Annotated in this window: 34 protein-coding genes; 28 read left to right on the forward strand and 6 right to left on the reverse strand. The window is 38.0% G+C overall.

The window, feature by feature from the left end; genetic code table 11:
- Positions 1-4 precede the first annotated feature (4 nt).
- From R8925_RS02865 to yycF, 8 genes are all read left to right on the forward strand, one after another.
- Positions 5-694 (forward strand): ABC transporter ATP-binding protein, encoded by a 690-nt coding sequence (locus R8925_RS02865; RefSeq protein WP_430534414.1) that lies wholly within the window; start codon positions 5-7, stop codon positions 692-694.
- The gene (locus R8925_RS02870) at positions 691-1,884 is read left to right on the forward strand and encodes an ABC transporter permease (protein WP_430534415.1); all 1,194 of its coding nucleotides are present in this window, start codon (positions 691-693) and stop codon (positions 1,882-1,884) included. Before R8925_RS02865 ends, R8925_RS02870 begins: the two co-directional genes overlap by 4 nt.
- A 780-nt stretch (positions 1,885-2,664) precedes the next feature.
- Complete coding sequence (gene spoVG, locus R8925_RS02875) at positions 2,665-2,979, forward strand: septation regulator SpoVG (RefSeq protein WP_036070003.1); 315 nt, start codon at positions 2,665-2,667, stop codon at positions 2,977-2,979.
- A gap of 140 nt (positions 2,980-3,119) precedes the next feature.
- A complete protein-coding gene (gene spoVG / locus R8925_RS02880) occupies positions 3,120-3,434 on the forward strand; it encodes a septation regulator SpoVG (protein WP_036070002.1) in 315 nt (104 codons plus the stop codon).
- A gap of 246 nt (positions 3,435-3,680) precedes the next feature.
- Positions 3,681-3,974 carry a hypothetical protein gene (locus R8925_RS02885; protein WP_430534416.1) on the forward strand — a complete coding sequence of 98 codons (294 nt, stop codon included), beginning with the start codon at positions 3,681-3,683 and terminating at the stop codon, positions 3,972-3,974.
- Positions 3,975-4,229: 255 nt separating this feature from the next.
- Positions 4,230-5,603, forward strand: a complete 1,374-nt coding sequence (gene glmU / locus R8925_RS02890) for a bifunctional UDP-N-acetylglucosamine diphosphorylase/glucosamine-1-phosphate N-acetyltransferase GlmU (RefSeq protein ID WP_430534417.1) — start codon at positions 4,230-4,232, stop codon at positions 5,601-5,603.
- A gap of 87 nt (positions 5,604-5,690) precedes the next feature.
- Positions 5,691-6,647, forward strand: coding sequence for a ribose-phosphate diphosphokinase (locus R8925_RS02895; protein WP_430534418.1), 957 nt, complete (start codon positions 5,691-5,693; stop codon positions 6,645-6,647).
- 287 nt (positions 6,648-6,934) lie between these two features.
- On the forward strand, positions 6,935-7,648 hold the full coding sequence (gene yycF / locus R8925_RS02900; protein ID WP_036069997.1) for a response regulator YycF: 714 nt from the start codon (positions 6,935-6,937) through the stop codon (positions 7,646-7,648).
- Between the two features lie 153 nt (positions 7,649-7,801).
- Here the strand turns inward: yycF and R8925_RS02905 are convergent, their stop codons facing one another.
- The 5 genes from R8925_RS02905 to R8925_RS02925 form a co-directional block, all read right to left on the reverse strand.
- Positions 7,802-8,902 (reverse strand): tyrosine-type recombinase/integrase, encoded by a 1,101-nt coding sequence (locus R8925_RS02905; protein WP_430534419.1) that lies wholly within the window; start codon positions 8,900-8,902, stop codon positions 7,802-7,804.
- 78 nt (positions 8,903-8,980) lie between these two features.
- Positions 8,981-9,838, reverse strand: coding sequence for a DUF4969 domain-containing protein (locus R8925_RS02910; protein WP_430534420.1), 858 nt, complete (start codon positions 9,836-9,838; stop codon positions 8,981-8,983).
- A gap of 29 nt (positions 9,839-9,867) precedes the next feature.
- On the reverse strand, positions 9,868-10,353 hold the full coding sequence (locus R8925_RS02915; protein ID WP_430534421.1) for a hypothetical protein: 486 nt from the start codon (positions 10,351-10,353) through the stop codon (positions 9,868-9,870).
- 13 nt (positions 10,354-10,366) lie between these two features.
- A complete protein-coding gene (locus R8925_RS02920) occupies positions 10,367-10,888 on the reverse strand; it encodes an ImmA/IrrE family metallo-endopeptidase (protein WP_430534422.1) in 522 nt (173 codons plus the stop codon).
- Positions 10,889-10,908: 20 nt separating this feature from the next.
- Positions 10,909-11,244 carry a helix-turn-helix domain-containing protein gene (locus tag R8925_RS02925; protein WP_430534423.1) on the reverse strand — a complete coding sequence of 112 codons (336 nt, stop codon included), beginning with the start codon at positions 11,242-11,244 and terminating at the stop codon, positions 10,909-10,911.
- A gap of 506 nt (positions 11,245-11,750) precedes the next feature.
- Between R8925_RS02925 and R8925_RS02930 the strand changes: the two genes are divergently transcribed.
- Entirely contained in the window at positions 11,751-11,954 is a 204-nt protein-coding gene (locus R8925_RS02930) for a hypothetical protein (protein ID WP_430534424.1), read from the forward strand.
- On the opposite strand, the gene R8925_RS02935 is transcribed toward R8925_RS02930, so the two are convergent.
- A complete protein-coding gene (locus R8925_RS02935) occupies positions 11,948-12,280 on the reverse strand; it encodes a hypothetical protein (protein ID WP_430534425.1) in 333 nt (110 codons plus the stop codon). The two genes, R8925_RS02930 and R8925_RS02935, sit on opposite strands and share 7 nt — an antisense overlap.
- Before the next feature lie 67 nt (positions 12,281-12,347).
- Here R8925_RS02935 and R8925_RS02940 point away from each other — a divergent pair, with 67 nt between their 5' ends.
- The 19 genes from R8925_RS02940 (at position 12,348) to R8925_RS03030 (ending at position 17,277) form a co-directional block, all read left to right on the forward strand.
- Positions 12,348-12,548, forward strand: coding sequence for a helix-turn-helix domain-containing protein (locus R8925_RS02940; RefSeq protein ID WP_430534426.1), 201 nt, complete (start codon positions 12,348-12,350; stop codon positions 12,546-12,548).
- 3 nt (positions 12,549-12,551) lie between these two features.
- Positions 12,552-12,779, forward strand: a complete 228-nt coding sequence (locus R8925_RS02945; protein WP_430534427.1) for an XRE family transcriptional regulator — start codon at positions 12,552-12,554, stop codon at positions 12,777-12,779.
- Between the two features lie 3 nt (positions 12,780-12,782).
- A complete protein-coding gene (locus R8925_RS02950) occupies positions 12,783-13,112 on the forward strand; it encodes a winged helix-turn-helix domain-containing protein (RefSeq protein ID WP_430534428.1) in 330 nt (109 codons plus the stop codon).
- A gap of 38 nt (positions 13,113-13,150) precedes the next feature.
- Positions 13,151-13,390, forward strand: coding sequence for a hypothetical protein (locus R8925_RS02955; protein WP_430534429.1), 240 nt, complete (start codon positions 13,151-13,153; stop codon positions 13,388-13,390).
- Positions 13,391-13,548: 158 nt separating this feature from the next.
- Entirely contained in the window at positions 13,549-13,977 is a 429-nt protein-coding gene (locus R8925_RS02960) for a hypothetical protein (protein WP_430534430.1), read from the forward strand.
- Positions 13,974-14,258: a hypothetical protein gene (locus R8925_RS02965; RefSeq protein ID WP_430534431.1), complete on the forward strand. Its 285-nt coding sequence runs from the start codon at positions 13,974-13,976 to the stop codon at positions 14,256-14,258. The genes R8925_RS02960 and R8925_RS02965 overlap by 4 nt, the downstream gene beginning before the upstream one ends.
- 12 nt (positions 14,259-14,270) lie before the next feature.
- Positions 14,271-14,438, forward strand: coding sequence for a hypothetical protein (locus R8925_RS02970; RefSeq protein WP_430534432.1), 168 nt, complete (start codon positions 14,271-14,273; stop codon positions 14,436-14,438).
- A gap of 15 nt (positions 14,439-14,453) precedes the next feature.
- Positions 14,454-14,726 (forward strand): hypothetical protein, encoded by a 273-nt coding sequence (locus R8925_RS02975; protein ID WP_430534433.1) that lies wholly within the window; start codon positions 14,454-14,456, stop codon positions 14,724-14,726.
- Entirely contained in the window at positions 14,723-14,944 is a 222-nt protein-coding gene (locus R8925_RS02980) for a hypothetical protein (protein ID WP_430534434.1), read from the forward strand. The genes R8925_RS02975 and R8925_RS02980 overlap by 4 nt, the downstream gene beginning before the upstream one ends.
- On the forward strand, positions 14,944-15,111 hold the full coding sequence (locus tag R8925_RS02985) for a hypothetical protein (protein ID WP_430534514.1): 168 nt from the start codon (positions 14,944-14,946) through the stop codon (positions 15,109-15,111). Before R8925_RS02980 ends, R8925_RS02985 begins: the two co-directional genes overlap by 1 nt.
- A gap of 12 nt (positions 15,112-15,123) precedes the next feature.
- Positions 15,124-15,291, forward strand: coding sequence for a hypothetical protein (locus tag R8925_RS02990; protein ID WP_430534435.1), 168 nt, complete (start codon positions 15,124-15,126; stop codon positions 15,289-15,291).
- Complete coding sequence (locus R8925_RS02995) at positions 15,288-15,515, forward strand: hypothetical protein (RefSeq protein WP_430534436.1); 228 nt, start codon at positions 15,288-15,290, stop codon at positions 15,513-15,515. The genes R8925_RS02990 and R8925_RS02995 overlap by 4 nt, the downstream gene beginning before the upstream one ends.
- Positions 15,516-15,518: 3 nt before the next feature.
- Entirely contained in the window at positions 15,519-15,737 is a 219-nt protein-coding gene (locus R8925_RS03000; protein ID WP_430534437.1) for a hypothetical protein, read from the forward strand.
- Entirely contained in the window at positions 15,734-16,009 is a 276-nt protein-coding gene (locus R8925_RS03005; RefSeq protein ID WP_430534438.1) for a hypothetical protein, read from the forward strand. The genes R8925_RS03000 and R8925_RS03005 overlap by 4 nt, the downstream gene beginning before the upstream one ends.
- Entirely contained in the window at positions 16,006-16,398 is a 393-nt protein-coding gene (locus R8925_RS03010) for a YopX family protein (protein WP_430534439.1), read from the forward strand. The genes R8925_RS03005 and R8925_RS03010 overlap by 4 nt, the downstream gene beginning before the upstream one ends.
- On the forward strand, positions 16,395-16,586 hold the full coding sequence (locus R8925_RS03015) for a hypothetical protein (RefSeq protein WP_430534440.1): 192 nt from the start codon (positions 16,395-16,397) through the stop codon (positions 16,584-16,586). Before R8925_RS03010 ends, R8925_RS03015 begins: the two co-directional genes overlap by 4 nt.
- Positions 16,583-16,828: a hypothetical protein gene (locus R8925_RS03020; protein ID WP_430534441.1), complete on the forward strand. Its 246-nt coding sequence runs from the start codon at positions 16,583-16,585 to the stop codon at positions 16,826-16,828. Before R8925_RS03015 ends, R8925_RS03020 begins: the two co-directional genes overlap by 4 nt.
- A gap of 13 nt (positions 16,829-16,841) precedes the next feature.
- Positions 16,842-17,003, forward strand: coding sequence for a hypothetical protein (locus tag R8925_RS03025; protein WP_430534442.1), 162 nt, complete (start codon positions 16,842-16,844; stop codon positions 17,001-17,003).
- Positions 16,990-17,277, forward strand: coding sequence for a hypothetical protein (locus R8925_RS03030; RefSeq protein WP_430534443.1), 288 nt, complete (start codon positions 16,990-16,992; stop codon positions 17,275-17,277). Before R8925_RS03025 ends, R8925_RS03030 begins: the two co-directional genes overlap by 14 nt.
- Positions 17,278-17,380: the final 103 nt, after the last annotated feature.

The following is a 17,380-nucleotide window of genomic DNA, read 5'->3' on the forward strand; positions in this document are numbered from 1 at the left end:
TCGCATGACGAGTCCACTTATTGATATGAGAAATTTAACAAAAACATATACACTTGGCGGTGAAACATTTAAAGCATTAGACAATGTAACGCTTGCCGTTGAAAAAGGCGAATTTTTAGCGATTGTCGGACCTTCTGGCTCTGGTAAGTCAACCTTGATGAACATGATTGGTTGCTTAGATGTGCCGGATTCCGGTAAATATCATTTAGATGGTGTCGATGTGGAGACGTTAAATGATAATAAACTTTCTGCAATTCGTAATAAGAAAATCGGCTTTATTTTTCAACAATTTAACTTATTGACGAAGCTATCGGCACTAGAGAATGTAGAGTTACCATTAATTTATGGTGGAATGGGTGCCGCAAAACGAGAGGAAATCGCGTTAGAATGCCTTAGTAAAGTTGGGCTAACGGATAAAAAAAGAAATTTACCGACGCAATTGTCTGGTGGTCAACAGCAGCGTGTCGCCATTGCTCGTGCGCTTGCGGCTAATCCACAAATTTTGCTAGCGGATGAACCGACAGGAGCGCTTGATTCCAAAACGGGTAAAGAAGTCATGGGAATCTTACAAGAATTGAATCAGGCTGGAAATACTATCGTAATGATTACACATGATCTTGATATCGCGAATTATGGAACAAGGACAATTCGAATTCAAGACGGTCAACTTTTCAATGAGGGGGTAGCGAAATGATCCGCCAAAGTATGAAGATGGCCTGGAAACAACTAAAAACAAGTAAGATGCGCTCCTTCTTAACGATGTTAGGAATTATTATTGGAGTATCTTCGGTTATTTTATTAGTGTCGCTAGGTAAAGGTGTCACGGATCAAGTCAATAGTCAAATGGGTGATCTTGGTTCGAACTTAGTAACAGTGATGAACACATCGACTAATCCGAATGATAAATTTACGTATGATGATGTTTTGAAATATAAAAATATTGACGGCGTTAAAAGTGTTTCACCAGAGCTTTCAGGACAAGTAAAGGCCACGTTTGATTATAAATCTAAGGACCTGAAGCTTATTGGTACAAATGAGCAGTATAAAGATGCCAGAGGACTTAAGCTTGATAATGGGCGTTTCTTGTTACCTATTGATGTCGAGTACGGGCAAAAAATTGCAGTAATCGGGCCAAATGTAGCAAGCGATTTATTCGGCTTTTCTGACCCCATTGGTGAGTATATCCGCATAAATGGTATGCCGTATAAAATTGTTGGTGTTTTGGAAGAAAAAGGTGCATCAATGATGGGGTCTAGCGATGATCAAGTATTTGTTCCATTAACCGCAGCGCAACGTATGTTAAAAGATACAAATGTTAGAACGTTTTATGTCGAAACAGAGACAGCAGAAGATGTAGATCGTGTTGTAAATACGTTGGAATCGCGCCTATCTATTCATTTTGATTATACCTCGGCTGACTCAGCAAGTGGCGAATCGGCGCCATATCAAGTTATTAATCAGCAAGAAATTTTAAATGCATTTGATACTATCAGTTCTACTCTTACAACCGCGCTCGGAGCAATAGCAGGTATTTCCCTTGTTGTTGGTGGTATTGGTATTATGAATATCATGCTAGTATCAGTATCAGAACGGACGAGAGAAATTGGTATTCGTAAGGCCTTAGGTGCAAAAAAACGAGATATACTCACGCAGTTCTTAATTGAATCCATCGTTATTAGTGTTGTTGGTGGCTTGATTGGGATTGCAATTGGTGTCTCTGGTGCACTTGCATTCGGCTCTATTGCAGGCATACCATCAGGCATTACCGCATCAACTATTATAGGTGCTTTCCTATTCTCGATGTTCATTGGTGTTATTTTCGGTATTACACCAGCTAATAAAGCATCAAAATTACGACCAATTGATGCATTACGATCGGAATAATGCAGATAAAAAAGAGGATTTATGTGAAAAAATCCTCTTTTTTTTGTTATTCTGTTACATAAGTATATAGCTAAAGTTACTTTTTTAGGTGTAAATGATCGAAATTATGTCGTAAAAATGGATGTCATATATTTTTAATCTGTTTGTCATCATTGTGATAAATATAACGGTAGAAATTACTTTTTCAAGCAATGTATTTGTCTTTTTTCTTGTTGTCAATGCTTTAATAGCAATGAATAATCAGATGATCCAACAGATATTACGATGTGTCATAATTCATTGATATTTGTAAAAAATATTAAAAAAATATGTGCAAAAATATGGGTTTAAAACAGATAATCTGCTCTTTTTTGTATACTAAAAAATGGAGCTTTTTCGAGTTTAGTAGTATAAAGTAACATAAATTTGGTGGGTGGAATATAATCGGGAATGCTTGCATAGCCTATATTAACAATGTTTTTCATGATTTCTAAAAATCAGTCAATCGATAGTATACAATCAATTGGTTATTAAGAACAATTAAACTTTGTCAATAAAAAATGCATTCTAAACGGCATTTTTATATGCGAAGTCACAAAGTTGTCAAATTTAGCTTTTTTTATTATGATGTTGTTAGAGAAAAATTCTGGGCTTTCCTTTTTGGGGACATAAAGTAGTTGAAAAATTACTTTTTGTGTAGGAGAAATGTCGATGGAACAATTCTCTAGTGTTATCTTTATGATGTTGCGTGTATGTTGAACAACAAGTAACATGTCAACAAGAGCTAAGGTGGTGAAGAAAATGGAAATTACAGATGTGAGATTACGTCGAGTTGAGACTGATGGAAGAATGAAAGCTATTTCTTCAATTACTATTGACGGTGAATTCGTAGTACATGATATTCGCGTGATTGATGGTAACGATGGGTTATTTGTAGCAATGCCAAGTAAACGTACTCCAGATGGAGAGTTTCGTGACATCGCTCACCCGATTAATTCAGACACTCGTGCTAAAATTCAGGACGCTGTTTTAGTTGCTTATGCTGAAGCTGATGAAGTTGTTAGCGAAGTAGCGGAAGAAGCGACACCAGAAGCGGAAGAAGGAAATGAAGACTAAACACTACTTTTTATAGGACCTGGGTAAATGCTTGTTGTGAATAGCGAATCTAAAGGGAAACTAAAGATTGTCCCAAGTAACAAGATGAAATAACCCGAGAAAACTATGAGAAGACAAAATGGGATAAGGAGTGACTAATAATGCAAGTAACTGATGTGAGATTACGTCGTGTAGAAACTGATGGAAGAATGAGAGCTATTGCTTCCATAACTTTAGATGAGGAATTTGTTGTTCATGATATTCGTGTGATTGATGGCAACAACGGTTTATTCGTAGCAATGCCAAGTAAACGCGGCGTTGATGGTGAATTCCGTGATATCGCCCATCCAATCAATTCTGATACTCGTGGAAAAATCCAAGAGGTCGTGCTTGCTGAATACGTTCGCGTAGGCGAAGAAGAATCAAGTGCCGTATCAGAAGACGTAGCAGTCGAAGAAGAAGTAGCTGCTGAATAATTAAAAATATTAATCCAAGCAACCAGCTGCGTCAGGCTGGTTGCTTTTTGTTGGGCCTCTTAAGAAACGTAGTTCAGTTTCTTTAGAGGCCCAATATGAGTGCGAACAAAGTGAGTATTCGTTCCATAAAAGAACTGATGAGAGCCAAGAATGAGAAGCGGAAACAGCGACAAACGTACAACCTGGAGAGAGATATAAAGCAAGAACCCCGTAAGAAACGTAGTGCAGTTTCTTTAGAGGCCCAATATGAGTGCGAACAAAGTGAGTATTCGTTCCATAAAAGAACTGATGAGAGCCAAGAATGAGAAGCGGAAACAGCGACAAACGTACAACCTGGAGAGAGATATAAAGCAAGAACCCCGTAAGAAACGTAGTGCAGTTTCTTTAGAGGCCCAATATGAGTGCGAACAAAGTGAGTATTCGTTCCATAAAAAAACTGATGAGAGCCAAGAAAGAGAAGTGGAAACAGCGACAAACGTACAACCTGGAGAGAGATATAAAGCAAGAACCCCCGTAAGAAACGTAGTGCAGTTTCTTTAGAGGCCCAATATGAGTGCGAACAAAGTGAGCATTCCCTTCTGCCTTAAATAGATTTGGAAGGATTACATGCTCGCTCTGCTCACATGCATATTGGGGCTGTAACTCATTTTATTTCGAACAGTCCCAACAATGCAAACGCTTGCCAGTAATTTCTTATAGACGAAACCAAACTAGGTTCTAATTGCATCTTGAAAAAAAGGTATATTTACGGTATTATCATTATGAAGAATAGTGGATAATTGGAGGGTCTTGTCAATGATGAAAAGATATGCGGTGGTTTTAGCGGCTGGGCAAGGTACAAGAATGAAGTCGAAGCTTTACAAGGTTTTACATCCTGTTTGTGGAAAGCCAATGGTAGAACATGTAGTAGACCAAATCAGTCAGCTTGAGCCGGATGAAGTTGTGACTATTGTCGGACACGGCGCGGAACAAGTGCAGACCCATTTGAAAGATAGAAGTGTGTTTGCTTTGCAGGAAGAGCAACTAGGAACGGCACATGCTGTTTTACAAGCAAAAAGTGTACTAGGTGACAAAGACGGTGTCACGCTTGTTGTATGTGGCGATACGCCGCTTATCCAAGGGCACACGATGGAAGATTTAATGAAATATCATCAAGAAAAACGTGCAAAGGCAACGATCTTGACAACGGTCTTAGATGATCCAGCTGGCTATGGACGGATTATTCGCGATGACTTAGGAATCGTTGAGAAAATTGTTGAGCAAAAAGATGCGTCAGAAAAAGAACAACGCGTGAATGAGATTAATACTGGGACTTATTGTTTTGATAATCAAGCTTTATTTGAAGCGTTATCGAAAGTGTCCAATGAAAATGCGCAAGGTGAGTACTATTTACCAGATGTTATCAAAATTCTAAAAGACGAAGACGAGGTCGTTGCGGCTTATCGAATGGAGAACGCAAAGGAGTCGCTTGGTGTGAATGATCGTGTAGCTTTAGCAGAGGCTCAAGAGATTATGCGTCACCGAATCAATGAGAAGCACATGCGAAATGGTGTGACTTTGATTGATCCAGCAAATACGTATATCGACGTTGATGTAGAAATTGGTCAAGATACGATTGTTGGGCCAAATGTTTCAATTCACGGTCAAACAGTTATTGGAGCCGATTGTGAAATTACTGGCGCAAGCGTGCTGGATAATGCAATTCTTGGTGAGCGTGTTCAAGTGAAACATTCGTCTATTTACGATAGTAAGGTTGGCGATGACGTGCAAGTCGGACCGTATTCACACTTACGCCCAGAATCTGAAATCAGTGAAGGCGTTAAGATTGGTAACTTTGTAGAGATGAAGAAAGCAACAATTGGCAAGAACTCAAAAATCCCGCATTTCATTTACATGGGTGATGCGGAGATTGGCGAGAATGTTAATATTGGTTGCGGTTCTATCGCTGTGAACTACGATGGCAAAAATAAAGCCAAAACAATTATTGGTGATGATGTCTTTATTGGTTGCAACTCCAACTTGGTAGCGCCAGTGAACATTGGCAATCGCGCTTTCGTGGCAGCAGGCACAACGGTTACAAAAGATGTACCAGAAGATGCGCTTGCTATTTCACGCGTGAAACAAGAAAATAAAGAAGGATACGCTAAAAAACTTAATTTTGGCAAGTAATGCTTTGTTTTAGTGTTATGGGGTTGCATGATTTTTCGAGCAACCCCAACAATGAAAAATTATATAAAATCTATGTGGAGGCTGATTATGTCTAACGATTATTTTGATCCAAAGTTAAAAATTTTCTCTTTAAATTCCAACCCAGCACTAGCAGCAGAAATAGCGGAAGTAGCGGGAATTAATTTAGGGAAGTCCAGCGTGACCCATTTTAGTGATGGCGAAATTCAGATTAATATTGAAGAAAGTATCCGTGGTTGCCACGTTTATGTCGTGCAATCCACTGGTTTTCCGGTTAACCAAAATCTGATGGAACTTTTGATCATGATTGATGCACTTAAGAGAGCTTCAGCAAAAACAATTAATATTGTGATGCCATATTACGGTTATGCACGTCAAGACCGTAAAGCGCGTAGTCGTGAGCCTATCACGGCCAAATTAGTAGCAAACCTAATTGAAAAAGCAGGCGCTACACGTATGATTACACTCGACCTTCATGCACCACAAATACAAGGTTTCTTTGATATCCCAATCGATCACTTGAATGCGGTGCGTTTACTATCTAACTATTTTAGCTCGCATCATATCGACGAAGATTTGGTTGTTGTTTCCCCAGATCATGGCGGAGTAACAAGAGCTCGCAAAATGGCAGATCGTTTGAAGGCGCCAATCGCGATTATCGATAAGCGTCGTCCGCGCCCAAATGTTGCCGAAGTCATGAATATCGTTGGGAACGTGAATGGTAAAGTTGCCATCTTGATTGACGACATCATTGATACAGCAGGAACAATCACTCTAGCAGCCAATGCTTTGATTGAAAATGGTGCAACGAAAGTTTACGCCTGTTGTTCTCACCCAGTTCTATCGGGTCCAGCGATTGAACGTATCAGCAATTCTCCTATCGAGAAATTAATCGTGACTAATTCACTTGTCTTACCAGAAGATAAATGGATTGATAAAATTGACCAATTATCTGTAGGGCCTTTGCTTGGTGAAGCAATCGTTCGCGTTCATAAAAATGAATCTGTAAGTCCATTATTTGATTAAATACAAAAGATACATAGCGCAGGTCTCCTTGTTTGGAGATTTGCGTTTTTGTTTAGTAAAATACAAAAGCCTCCCAACTTTTCCTATACGGAAGATAGTATGTTATAATGGTGTGTGTAATGGTTATTATGGTCGGAATTACGCTCATATAACAGAATATTACGTGAGAAATAAAGCATTCATTTATCTCAAAAGAAAGACATTTTTTAGCGGCAACACAGGGGTTATTTCTCAAAAAATATAGTGTCGCAATGAAGCGATTTTAGAAATGGGAGGACTGGTTAACGATGGCCGAAAAGAAAATTTTAGTTGTAGATGATGAAAAGCCGATAGCGGATATTGTGAAATTTAATTTAAATAAAGAAGGTTTTGATGTATATTGTGCCTATGATGGCGATGAGGCTATTGAATTGGTAGAAGAAATTCAGCCTGATTTGATTTTGCTTGATATTATGTTGCCGGGTCGCGACGGGATTGAAGTATGTCGTGAAGTACGTAAAAAGTATGATATGCCGATTATCATGGTGACTGCAAAAGACTCGGAGATTGATAAAGTGCTTGGTTTGGAGCTAGGTGCGGATGATTATGTGACGAAACCGTTTAGTAATCGCGAATTAATTGCACGTGTGAAAGCGAATTTACGTCGTCACAGTACGGCTGGAAGTGCTGTAGCAGAAGAGGAAGAGAACAGTGAACTAGAAATTGGTTCACTTATTATTCATCCGGATGCATACGTTGCTTCTAAACGTGGCGAGACGATTGAACTGACACACCGTGAGTTTGAATTGCTGCATTACTTGGCGAAACATATGGGGCAAGTAATGACGCGTGAACATTTATTGCAAACGGTTTGGGGCTACGATTATTTCGGCGATGTCCGGACAGTTGATGTAACAGTACGCCGTTTACGTGAGAAAATTGAAGACAATCCAAGTCATCCAGCGTGGCTTGTAACAAGACGGGGAGTAGGCTACTATTTACGGAACCCTGAACAGGAGTAAAGATTAATTATAAGATTATGGATAAAACGGCTGTATCCATTGGTATTAGAAGGTTTTTCGGTATCTAACTAATTCGGTAATTATACCCTATAGTGACCTATAATACCTATAAATTTGTGGCATTTGTGGCACTTTTTGTGGCACTCTTTCGTTTTAACTAGCGAAAAAATTATCGACTTTTGCTTGGTTATTTTCTCGCAATTGTTTGCTTAAATGGCTGTAATATTTCAATGTCGTATTTATATTCTCATGCCCCAATCTTTCGGACACGTAAATAATGTCCATACCAGCCTCTACGCATAATCCTGTATGCGTATGTCTTAATCTATGCATTGTTATTTCATCGCTCTCAATGAGCTTACACATCGCTTTAATAGCATTATTGACGGTACCGTTTGTAACAGGTCGGCTTTTCCCCTTCAAGTTGAACAGGAAGTCATGTTTATTAACAGTGCCCTTTGAATACTGATCGTGCCAGTTCACATATTGTTTTAAATAATCATTTGTTAAAGAGTCTAAGAATACTTTTCTAGGCTTTTTATTTTTTGTATCAATGAAGGTATGCGTGTATTTGTAATCATACGCTTTAGTAACATGAACAATACGGTTCTTAAAATCAATATCCTTTTTTGTCAACGCAATGACTTCCTCGAATCGCAACCCAGCATTGAGAGCTAGCATCATGACAGCGTTAACTACGGAATATTCTTTTCTTAGTTCGATGAGCATTAAATTAACCTTGTCGCTCTCCATGAACATCACTTTATCTTTGGATACGTCCACACCGGCCATAACGGCCCCTTTAGCAGGGTTTTCTTTCATATACTTTAAATCTACCGCGAAGTTAAAAAGGGCTCTCATTTTGCGGTGTCTGGTGTCCACAGTGGATAGGGAATAATCTTTTCCGAGGTGATTAATGAACTGCTGGTATTTAATGCGATCGATAGATGAAATAAATATATCTCCGAAATAATCAATAAATTGTTCATAAGCAAGCCGATATAAATCGATAGTGGAATCGCTGACTTTCTCCGTTTTAAAAGTATCTATAACAAGCGTGTAAAACTCACCCATTCGCCACTTCTTTTCTTCGGCAGTTATATCATTGTTTTTATAAGCTTTTCGCATTTTTCCAACGCGGTAAATAAGATTATCCTTATCTGAATCTGTTAATCTACGTTCTTTCCATTCGCCGTCAATCTTTACTTTTATACGTGTTGTGTATTTACCGTTTGATTTCTTTGTTATTTTCATGATTATCGCTCCTTTATAGTACATACGTTCGATTCGAGGGTTGCAAAAGCCCATAAGATTTGGGCTTGTTGGGGTTGGTTACGAAGAAGAGTTTGATATATATATTTTATCAACAGTTCCGTCCTCGTCTATATCACTATACATGACATTAAAGGAATTATCTTTGGTACTGATTACAAAGCCTTGAGTATTTTCATCTTCAACTATATTTTTATCAACGGTTGCGTTGGCAGGGAGATACTTTTGTGACCTAGATAACGTTTCATGTTCATCCAGTGGAAAAGATGGGGAATCAGTCAATGTTTCTTCAATACGGAATATTTCATTCGATTCATTCACCATATAAAATAAGTTTCCATCATTACTAGTGTACGTTCCGTCACTGTTATCAGTTAAATTTGTAGTATCGATTTGGCTGCCTATTGCATTATTCTTTTGAATCGATGCATCATCAGTTTTCTCTTCTGTTTCAGTGAGAAGCTCGTTTTCTTTAGCAATTTTTTCATCTGCTATTTTTTGATTGGCTTCTTCTTTAGCAACTTTTTCTTTGTAAGATTTTGAATTGTTATATACAGTTATATCATAATCTTTATCATTGTAACCATCTCTTGTTGCACGCAAACTAGCTACGATTGACGATTCCAAACTACCTTCGAAAGATAGTGTGTAGGAAAAAACGCCATTTGAATCGACTGGAATATTTGTCCCTTTGGAAGATAATTTAGCTTTAGGATCTATTTTTCCTGTAATAACAATTTTTCCATTATCATCAGACTGAATATATGACTGATCGATTGAGAGTTCGATTTCTTTCTTTTCCTCTACCTTAGGTGTTTTTTCTGCATTTGTGTCTCCCCTCGATTCTTCTTTCCCACATGCTACTAACGAAAGACTAAAAATCAATAAAACTCCCGTTAAAATTAATATTTTTTTCATTCTTAGTATTCTCCCTTGTATGATGTGTTTTATTTTCCCGTGATTCCGATTTTTTCAATTAAATAATCATTGATTTTATCAACGTCATCTTGTTTGTCTGTTATTTTTTTTGCTTCTATTTCTGCTAAAGCTTTGAAATTACTATCAATCAATTTATGCTCTGTATCAGTCATTTCACGAGAATATTTTACAGCATTCTTAGGCTTTATAACTATTGCTGGAATAAGTAATTTCACATCTTCTTTGGCTACATCTAAGGTTAAACTTTTATCGATAATATTTTTTAAATCAGCAGCGGAATCAACAATCTTATTCACACTATCAACATCATCTTTTTCTACACTAAATGTGTCCAATAAAGAATATAAATTCCTAGCCTCTTTCTCAAATTCAGTTACATTTGAATAATCTGAATCACTTAGTTCAACCCCTGCATATGTTTTTGAATCATTTCCGCATGCAGTTAATAATAGTGCTGACATTAACAATACAGACATTATCAATCCCTTTTTCAAATAAAACGCTCCTCTATATAATTTTATTTGCTGATAGTAGTTGTGAACTGCCGTAACATAGTATATTATCTCTAATTTTATTTATTCTTTTTTCTGCTAAGTTGACGGGAACATTAAAAATATCAGCTATTTCCATTATACAATCCTCAGAGGAAAAGTCCACCAGTTTTAGCATATGATAAGGGATACGTAAATACAGACTCATCTGTTCAGCTTGAACTTCTTGAGTGAGTTTTTGTTGTGTGTTCATTTGTAATTGATTCCCACTGTGGCCGAGCCAATGCGCAAATTCGTGATAAAAATCATGTTTGTATCTTTCTCCCGTGATGCCTTTCTTTAATACAATACCAAGTCTTCCGAAGTTAATAGAAGGAAAGTCCAGTTCTATTACCATAACCTTGTAGGCAATTTGAATCTTTTCTGTCTCTAATTGCGAGGGTTCCAAAATATCATGGTTGCTTAGACTTTCAGACATGCGCAGCTCCATTTCGGTAGGCTTGTAGTGCTTTAAATAATCAAGCTCTTCAATACCCATTCAGTCATCTCATTTCTATATTACATATTTTCAAACTTGTCTATTCTTCGTTGTGCCTCTTTCAGTGCTTCTATAACGCTCTCTACTTTTGCGATATCTTCAGGTGTTAGTCCATCAATGTCCAAGAACTGGGCGTCTTCTAGTTCATGAAGAGGGCTTTTAATGTCTGTCCTGCCCAATAGGTAGTCTACAGAAACATGGAAATAGTCAGCGACTTTTTGAAGCTTATCCGTAGAAGGGCTGCTCTTCTTCCATGTATACATGGAGTTTTTCCCAAAATTTAACCGTTCTTCTAAATCGGTCATAGCAATTCCTTGCTCAGCACAAAGTTTTTTAACTATCTCAAACGTAGTCATACCAACCATCCTCGAAAGCTTAAAGAAAAATATTGCATAATTATATAGAAAAACACTTGCCATCTACATAATTATAGAGTATACTTTGTCCATAAGCTAATTTAATACGCTAACGGCACAACAAACAACAGCCAAAAATCACGCTCCCCAGCGAATGACGGCATTGTAGTAGGCTTATTTAGCTATGCACTTATTCTACATCATTATATAGAAAAAGTCAACGTTAGCGTATGAAATTAGCGGATAGTATAGAAACTAGGAGGAAGGAGTGATTTAAGGTGGTAAGGAGGTATTTAAAATCAAAAGTATCTCAAGAAGATTTGCTCCATATTATTGTGAGTAATACAGAGCAAATTAAAGCTGATTTGAAGAATATAAAAAATGTATCCTGTATGAGTATTGAAATCATGGCTGATAGTAGTCGTAATATGTCCAATACTGTTCACGACTTAGTGAAGATATTAAAGTAATTCATTTTATAGTATAGAAAGTGAGGTGGAAGAGGGATGGAGTTACCAGGGTATTTGACACTACAGCAACGCGTACAAATAAATTCAGCGGTCAGAAATAATACCCCCATCTTAGTAACTGGTAAACCAGGGCCGACTGGTAAAACGACACTTGTTAGATTACTTAGAAATGAGGGCGTTATGATTTTTGAACCGCATGAGTGTGTAATTATTGAACTAAACGAAAATTTGGATCAATGATGCTCTTTCTTCATTAAAAGTTTTATCGATTTTTCGGAAACATTAAAACACCAATTCTTACTTGCGCTACGACCTGGAATATAATCAAATCCAGCTTCAAGCATCGCCTTTTTAAAAGCGCCGTTGGTCACATAGAATCCACCCGATGAATACTCAAATCTGTGTTTTAAACCGTAAGATGTATGTTTTCGATTGATACTTTTAATTTTTTGGAGATTGTCATCACACCATGCCACAAGTGTTAGTTGCTGATATGGGGTTAATTCTAAAAAAGCATCTAACTTATCAACTTCATGTTCAGCATTAATTTCTTCTAAGCTTTTCATATGTATCACCTCACTTTCTAAAGTGAGTATACCACAAATAATACCAATAATAGAAAGGAGAATAGAAATGCCAGTACAACAACTAAAGGAACTAGTAACAATTGCCCTTGTAAAACGAGGCATCAGTCAGGCGCAACTTGCCCGCACCATTGGAATTTCACCCGCTTACTTATCAGATATTCTAAACGATAACCGCAGTGGTAAACGAGCGGAAGAAGTAAGAATTCAAGTGGCTAAAATATTAGAGATTGAACAGAAGGAGGGATAATTGATGAAAATTTTAAAACTCAAAGGTCTTATAGTCGAAAGAGGTAAGACTCAGACAAAAGTAGCTAATGATACAGGGGTTCATCGTGCAACATTCGCTAGGAAGATGAAGGATGGCGGTGGAGGGTTTACAATTGAAGAAGTCAATAGGATGATTACATCAATTCCGCTCACAATGGAAGAAGCGATAGAAATATTTTTTGAACAAAAAGAGTCTAGAACGGAGGAGTAGTCAATGAAAACAAGAGACAAAATATTATTCTATTTGATGGACCATCCATCTGCAACAAACGCCGAAATAGCGAGTGAATGTGAGGCAAGCGAACAGAATATTAAAACAACGATTCATAGGCTAAAGTCTAAAGGATATATCGATGTGAAGAATCAAGGTTCGAATCGTGAAATTGAGGTCTTAGAAGAACCAACCAATAGTGTAGGTATTGATAAAAAAGAAAGATATAATAATCAGCTAGATTTTTTAGAGGATATTATGTTTTCTGATGCGGACCCGAAATATAGATTAGAAGCATCAGCACAACATATCAGAGTGTTGAATAAATTGTAAGAATAATATCCAATTTAATAAAGGAAAGGAGCTCACCCATGGCAAGACCAGTAAAAAACAAAAAACTAACATCCCCAGTCGTATACGGCGTGTGGACATTAGAAAAATTCGCAGATGCAAGCCCGCGATCATATAGCTGGTGGATTAAAAACATTTCGGAATATCCAGAAATAAGCAAGTTCAGCAACTGGGATAAAAAGAAAAAAGAACACTGGGCATTTGACGCTGTAAAAGCAAACGAATGGTTGATTAAGAAGTTTGTTTATAAGGAGGTCTGACACCATGTTCATAGCAATATTAGTACTTCTATTATTTACACCATTCATGTATCTAAGCTATCAAGACAACAAAAAATAGCCCACATAGCAGTGTGGACTAAAAAGCTTTCACAAAATAACTCGGTTTTATTATAGCCGAAATTGGAGGAAATAGCAATATGAAAACAAGCGAATTTAAGCAAAAAGTGGAGGAACTGGGATATCCGATAAGCCACGACAATGAGTCCGCAACTCTTAGAATTAAATCACACGGAGAGCTAATCGTGACAGTCAATATAAAACGAATTATGTGTTTAAGCACAAGGTTTGGTTTTGCAAACACACTAAATGATTCTGATATGTTGGAACTAGCAGAACTACTATTCGAATACGCATCCACACCGCTAGACGAACGCGAAGAAGAACGTAAGTGGTATATCAAGTGTCCGATTACAGGTCAGTTTTTGAATATCAACGAGAACGGAAAAATAATGTGGAACAATTATAAGTATGACAGTGCCGGCTGGCAATCGGAATACACCCGCGCAGAAATCGAAGCCTTTACGTTTGAACATGCGCATTTGATTGAGGATGAGGTGAGCGAGTGATGTTCAAAAAAGGAGATATTGTAGTTTCGTTAATAGATTGCGATGAAGTGAAGGAAGGTCAACGTTTGACAGTAAGTAAGTCGTACAAAAGATTTACGCAAGTTAGCACGGAAAGTGGAGAAATGTTATTTTTAGCGAATCACCAGATTAAGCCTTATGAATTTTCATGTCCTGACTGCGGGGAAATTCTGGACATGGATGAGGAGACTTTTAATAAGACTTATCACGACTGTTATCGTCGAGCCGAATTGGAAAGAGAAGGATACGACGTTGAAGGCTAAGGAGGAAAGCTGATGGAATACGCACTATACAAAGGCGACACACTGCTACAAATCGGCACAGTAGACGAATTAGCCAAATTTAAGAACGCAAAGCGAGAAACGATATTATTCTACACTTCGCGAGCCTATAGAGAACGGACGAGCGAACAAAAAGGGCTTAGAGTTATTAAAATTGATTGAGGAAGAGGTGACGGGATGAAACGTATTTTAGACATCAATATCGCCCACGAGAAAGCGCTAGAAGAAGATTACAAAAGGAATAGGGCGCTAGTGCTCGATGAATTGAAACGTCTGTACACTTCCTACTCAAGTCAATTAGGAGCGTATGAAATTATAGAAGAATTTGAATACACTCACATGCGTTTAAATATGCACAGAAAAGAAAAATTAGCAAAAGCGTGGTGGAATGTAGAAACGGATGACATATTACGTAAATTTATGAGCTGGATAGATGAGGTGAGCGAGTGATGGAAGTGACGCAAATAATAATCATCACAAACGAAAATTTTCAAGGAGAATCTCCTGATTATTATACAACGAAGGAAAAATATGTAGACTGTGGCTATATATTAGTCAAGAAAATCTTGCTCGATGGCAATGGGGAAGTAACGATAGTGAACATTAACGGTTCGCATACTATGTTTAGCGGATTCAAATATAAAGCGACATCAGAGGAGGAAAGTTGATGGAATACGCACTATACAAAGGCGACACACTGCTACAAATCGGCACAGTAGACGAATTAGCTAAGTTTAAGAACGTGAAGCGAGAAACGATTTTGTTCTACACTTCACGAGCTTACAGGCGACGCACAAGCGAGAAGAACGGGCTTAGGGTTATTAAAATTGATTGAGGAGGAACAAGCATGACAGTAGGCGAACTAATCGAAGAACTTTCGAATCATGAAAATGACGCACAACTAGAGATAGTGCTCGAAGGGGTCAGTACAGTAGGCGATTTGATTACCATGTCGATTGTCGCTGACGGATTTTTAGTCGAAGAATTCGAATTGGGAGGAGTAGAGGAAGGATGAACGAGCAAAAAGCGCCGATTTCGGAGTGTCCACATTGCGGATCAGAGGCTGGCTATTACGAGAAGGTTCAAATAAGCGGTCGTTCTCGCTGGTATCACAATTTCGATGGGAAAGAAGCGGATAATACTTATTTCTATGATGATACAAAAGCGAAATATAGTAAATACACATATTGTACAGCGTGCGAAAAACGACTTTTCAAAGTTGAAGAAATTGGAGAGTGAGGCGTGATGTACGCAATACGGCATAAGCGTAGTAAAAAATTCGTATACGGCACTGATAAACGCTATCCCGGATTTCGGCAACGCACGTCAGACAGTACAGCATTATTATTTGAAAGTTATTTCACCGCGCATTTTGAGTTTAAGGAACGCAAAGTATCGAAAAATCTTTATGAGATTGTGCCAGTTGAATTAGTTGTAAAAGGAGAGGAGGGTGAGGCGTGATGGAAACGGATTTTACTGAGTTTACAGGGCTAACTTCATTTGATTACTTAGATTGTACAACTAAAGAAGGCGAGCCGTTTATAAAAATTATTCGCTACGATAATGATGCATCTGGTTATGTTGAGGTTGCCCGTGTAAAACCGTCAAAAAGTAAGTACTTGGACGGTGCGGATGAGCTAGAAGAAATATTTATAGAGCTTAAAGAAAATAATAAAGCGCGTTGTTGTATTAGAGAATCGCTTTTAAATGACAAGAAAGGAGCGCGAACATGAGACCGATTGAGTTTAGAATTTATTGCGAGCAGAACAAGGAAATGATGCATGTTGACAGTCTGAATTTCGATGAAGAAGGTAAGGTTTGGTTCGCTACAGCAGGTGGTGATGTTGTACCGTACTTTGAGAATCATAAAGACTGGCATTTAATGCAGTACACAGGTTTAAAAGACAAAAACAAGCAAAAATATTGTCAAGACGATATCGTGCGCTACAAAGGTAAACACTACCGACTCATTAAAGGTACCTACAAATTCGAACTGCTTGGATTTAAAGAACCTTTGCAAGATGATCCATATGACTTTTTTAGCGAAGGCGCTTTTATGCAAGGTGAGATTGTCGGTAATATACACGAAAACAAAGACTTTCTGGAGGTGGCGGAGGAATGAATTACCAGTACGTCAGAGTAAGAGTAATGCCCTATCCTTGGGGAGACGTTGAGATAAAGGAGTTCAGAGTAGGAGAAAATGAAGTGGAGGCTATCTGGCTTAAAGGTCAATTGTTAAAAATAAAGACTGAAAAAGAGGAAAAGCCTTATGTCGTGTTTTTAATACTTAAGAAGGAGGTGGCGGAATGAAACAAGGCGTACACATTGATAATATGCGCTATGTTGAAGATTTCGAAAGTGGTTCTGGCGGATATGATACGCTCGATTTCGCCATGAATGACGGAAAAGTATTTATAACTTCTCGCAGCTCTAATGATGACACGGAACACGGTTTTAATCTTGATTTCAACGACTGGAAAATGATTCGTGATGCAATCGATAACTATTTCAAAGAGCAACTTAAAGACGCGTTTGTTAAGAGTATATTTTAAAGGAGGAAACGGAATGATGGTAGGCGATGAAGTGAGATTTACGGATATTGTCAAAATTGTAGACATAGACTTTCAAGGAGACGCAAATAACGTGAAAATTATGACAGATGCGGGATATACGTTCTGGACGACACGAGATAATTTAGAGGAGGCGCAAGACGATGACGCGGAATGATAAGGATAGAGCGTTAGTGAATCGAGCAATTGAATTATGTGATATCGAAGGTAACGGAGAGTTAGGGAAAGTCAATAATAACCCGCTGGTTCAAACGGTACTACTTGCTGATAAACTGCTGAAAGAGCGGGAGAATGGGGAGACTATTTATAAAGTACACGACAAAAAGCGCTCTGTAACGCATTACTTTAAAAACGTATCACACCTGTACAATGACGAATTTACACAAGAAAAAGGCATCTGGATTCCTGATGTTGATGGGGAGGCGGATTAATTGAGCACAGGCGAAGTTATTGTTTATTGCGTGACATATGCGTTTTTGGGATTTTGTTTTTGGGTGATATTTGGACAAAGAAAAAAGAAATGAGGCGGAGTAG

Source organism: Listeria rocourtiae subsp. hofi (assembly GCF_963575615.1).
Classification (GTDB): Bacteria; Bacillota; Bacilli; order Lactobacillales; family Listeriaceae; genus Listeria_A; species Listeria_A hofi.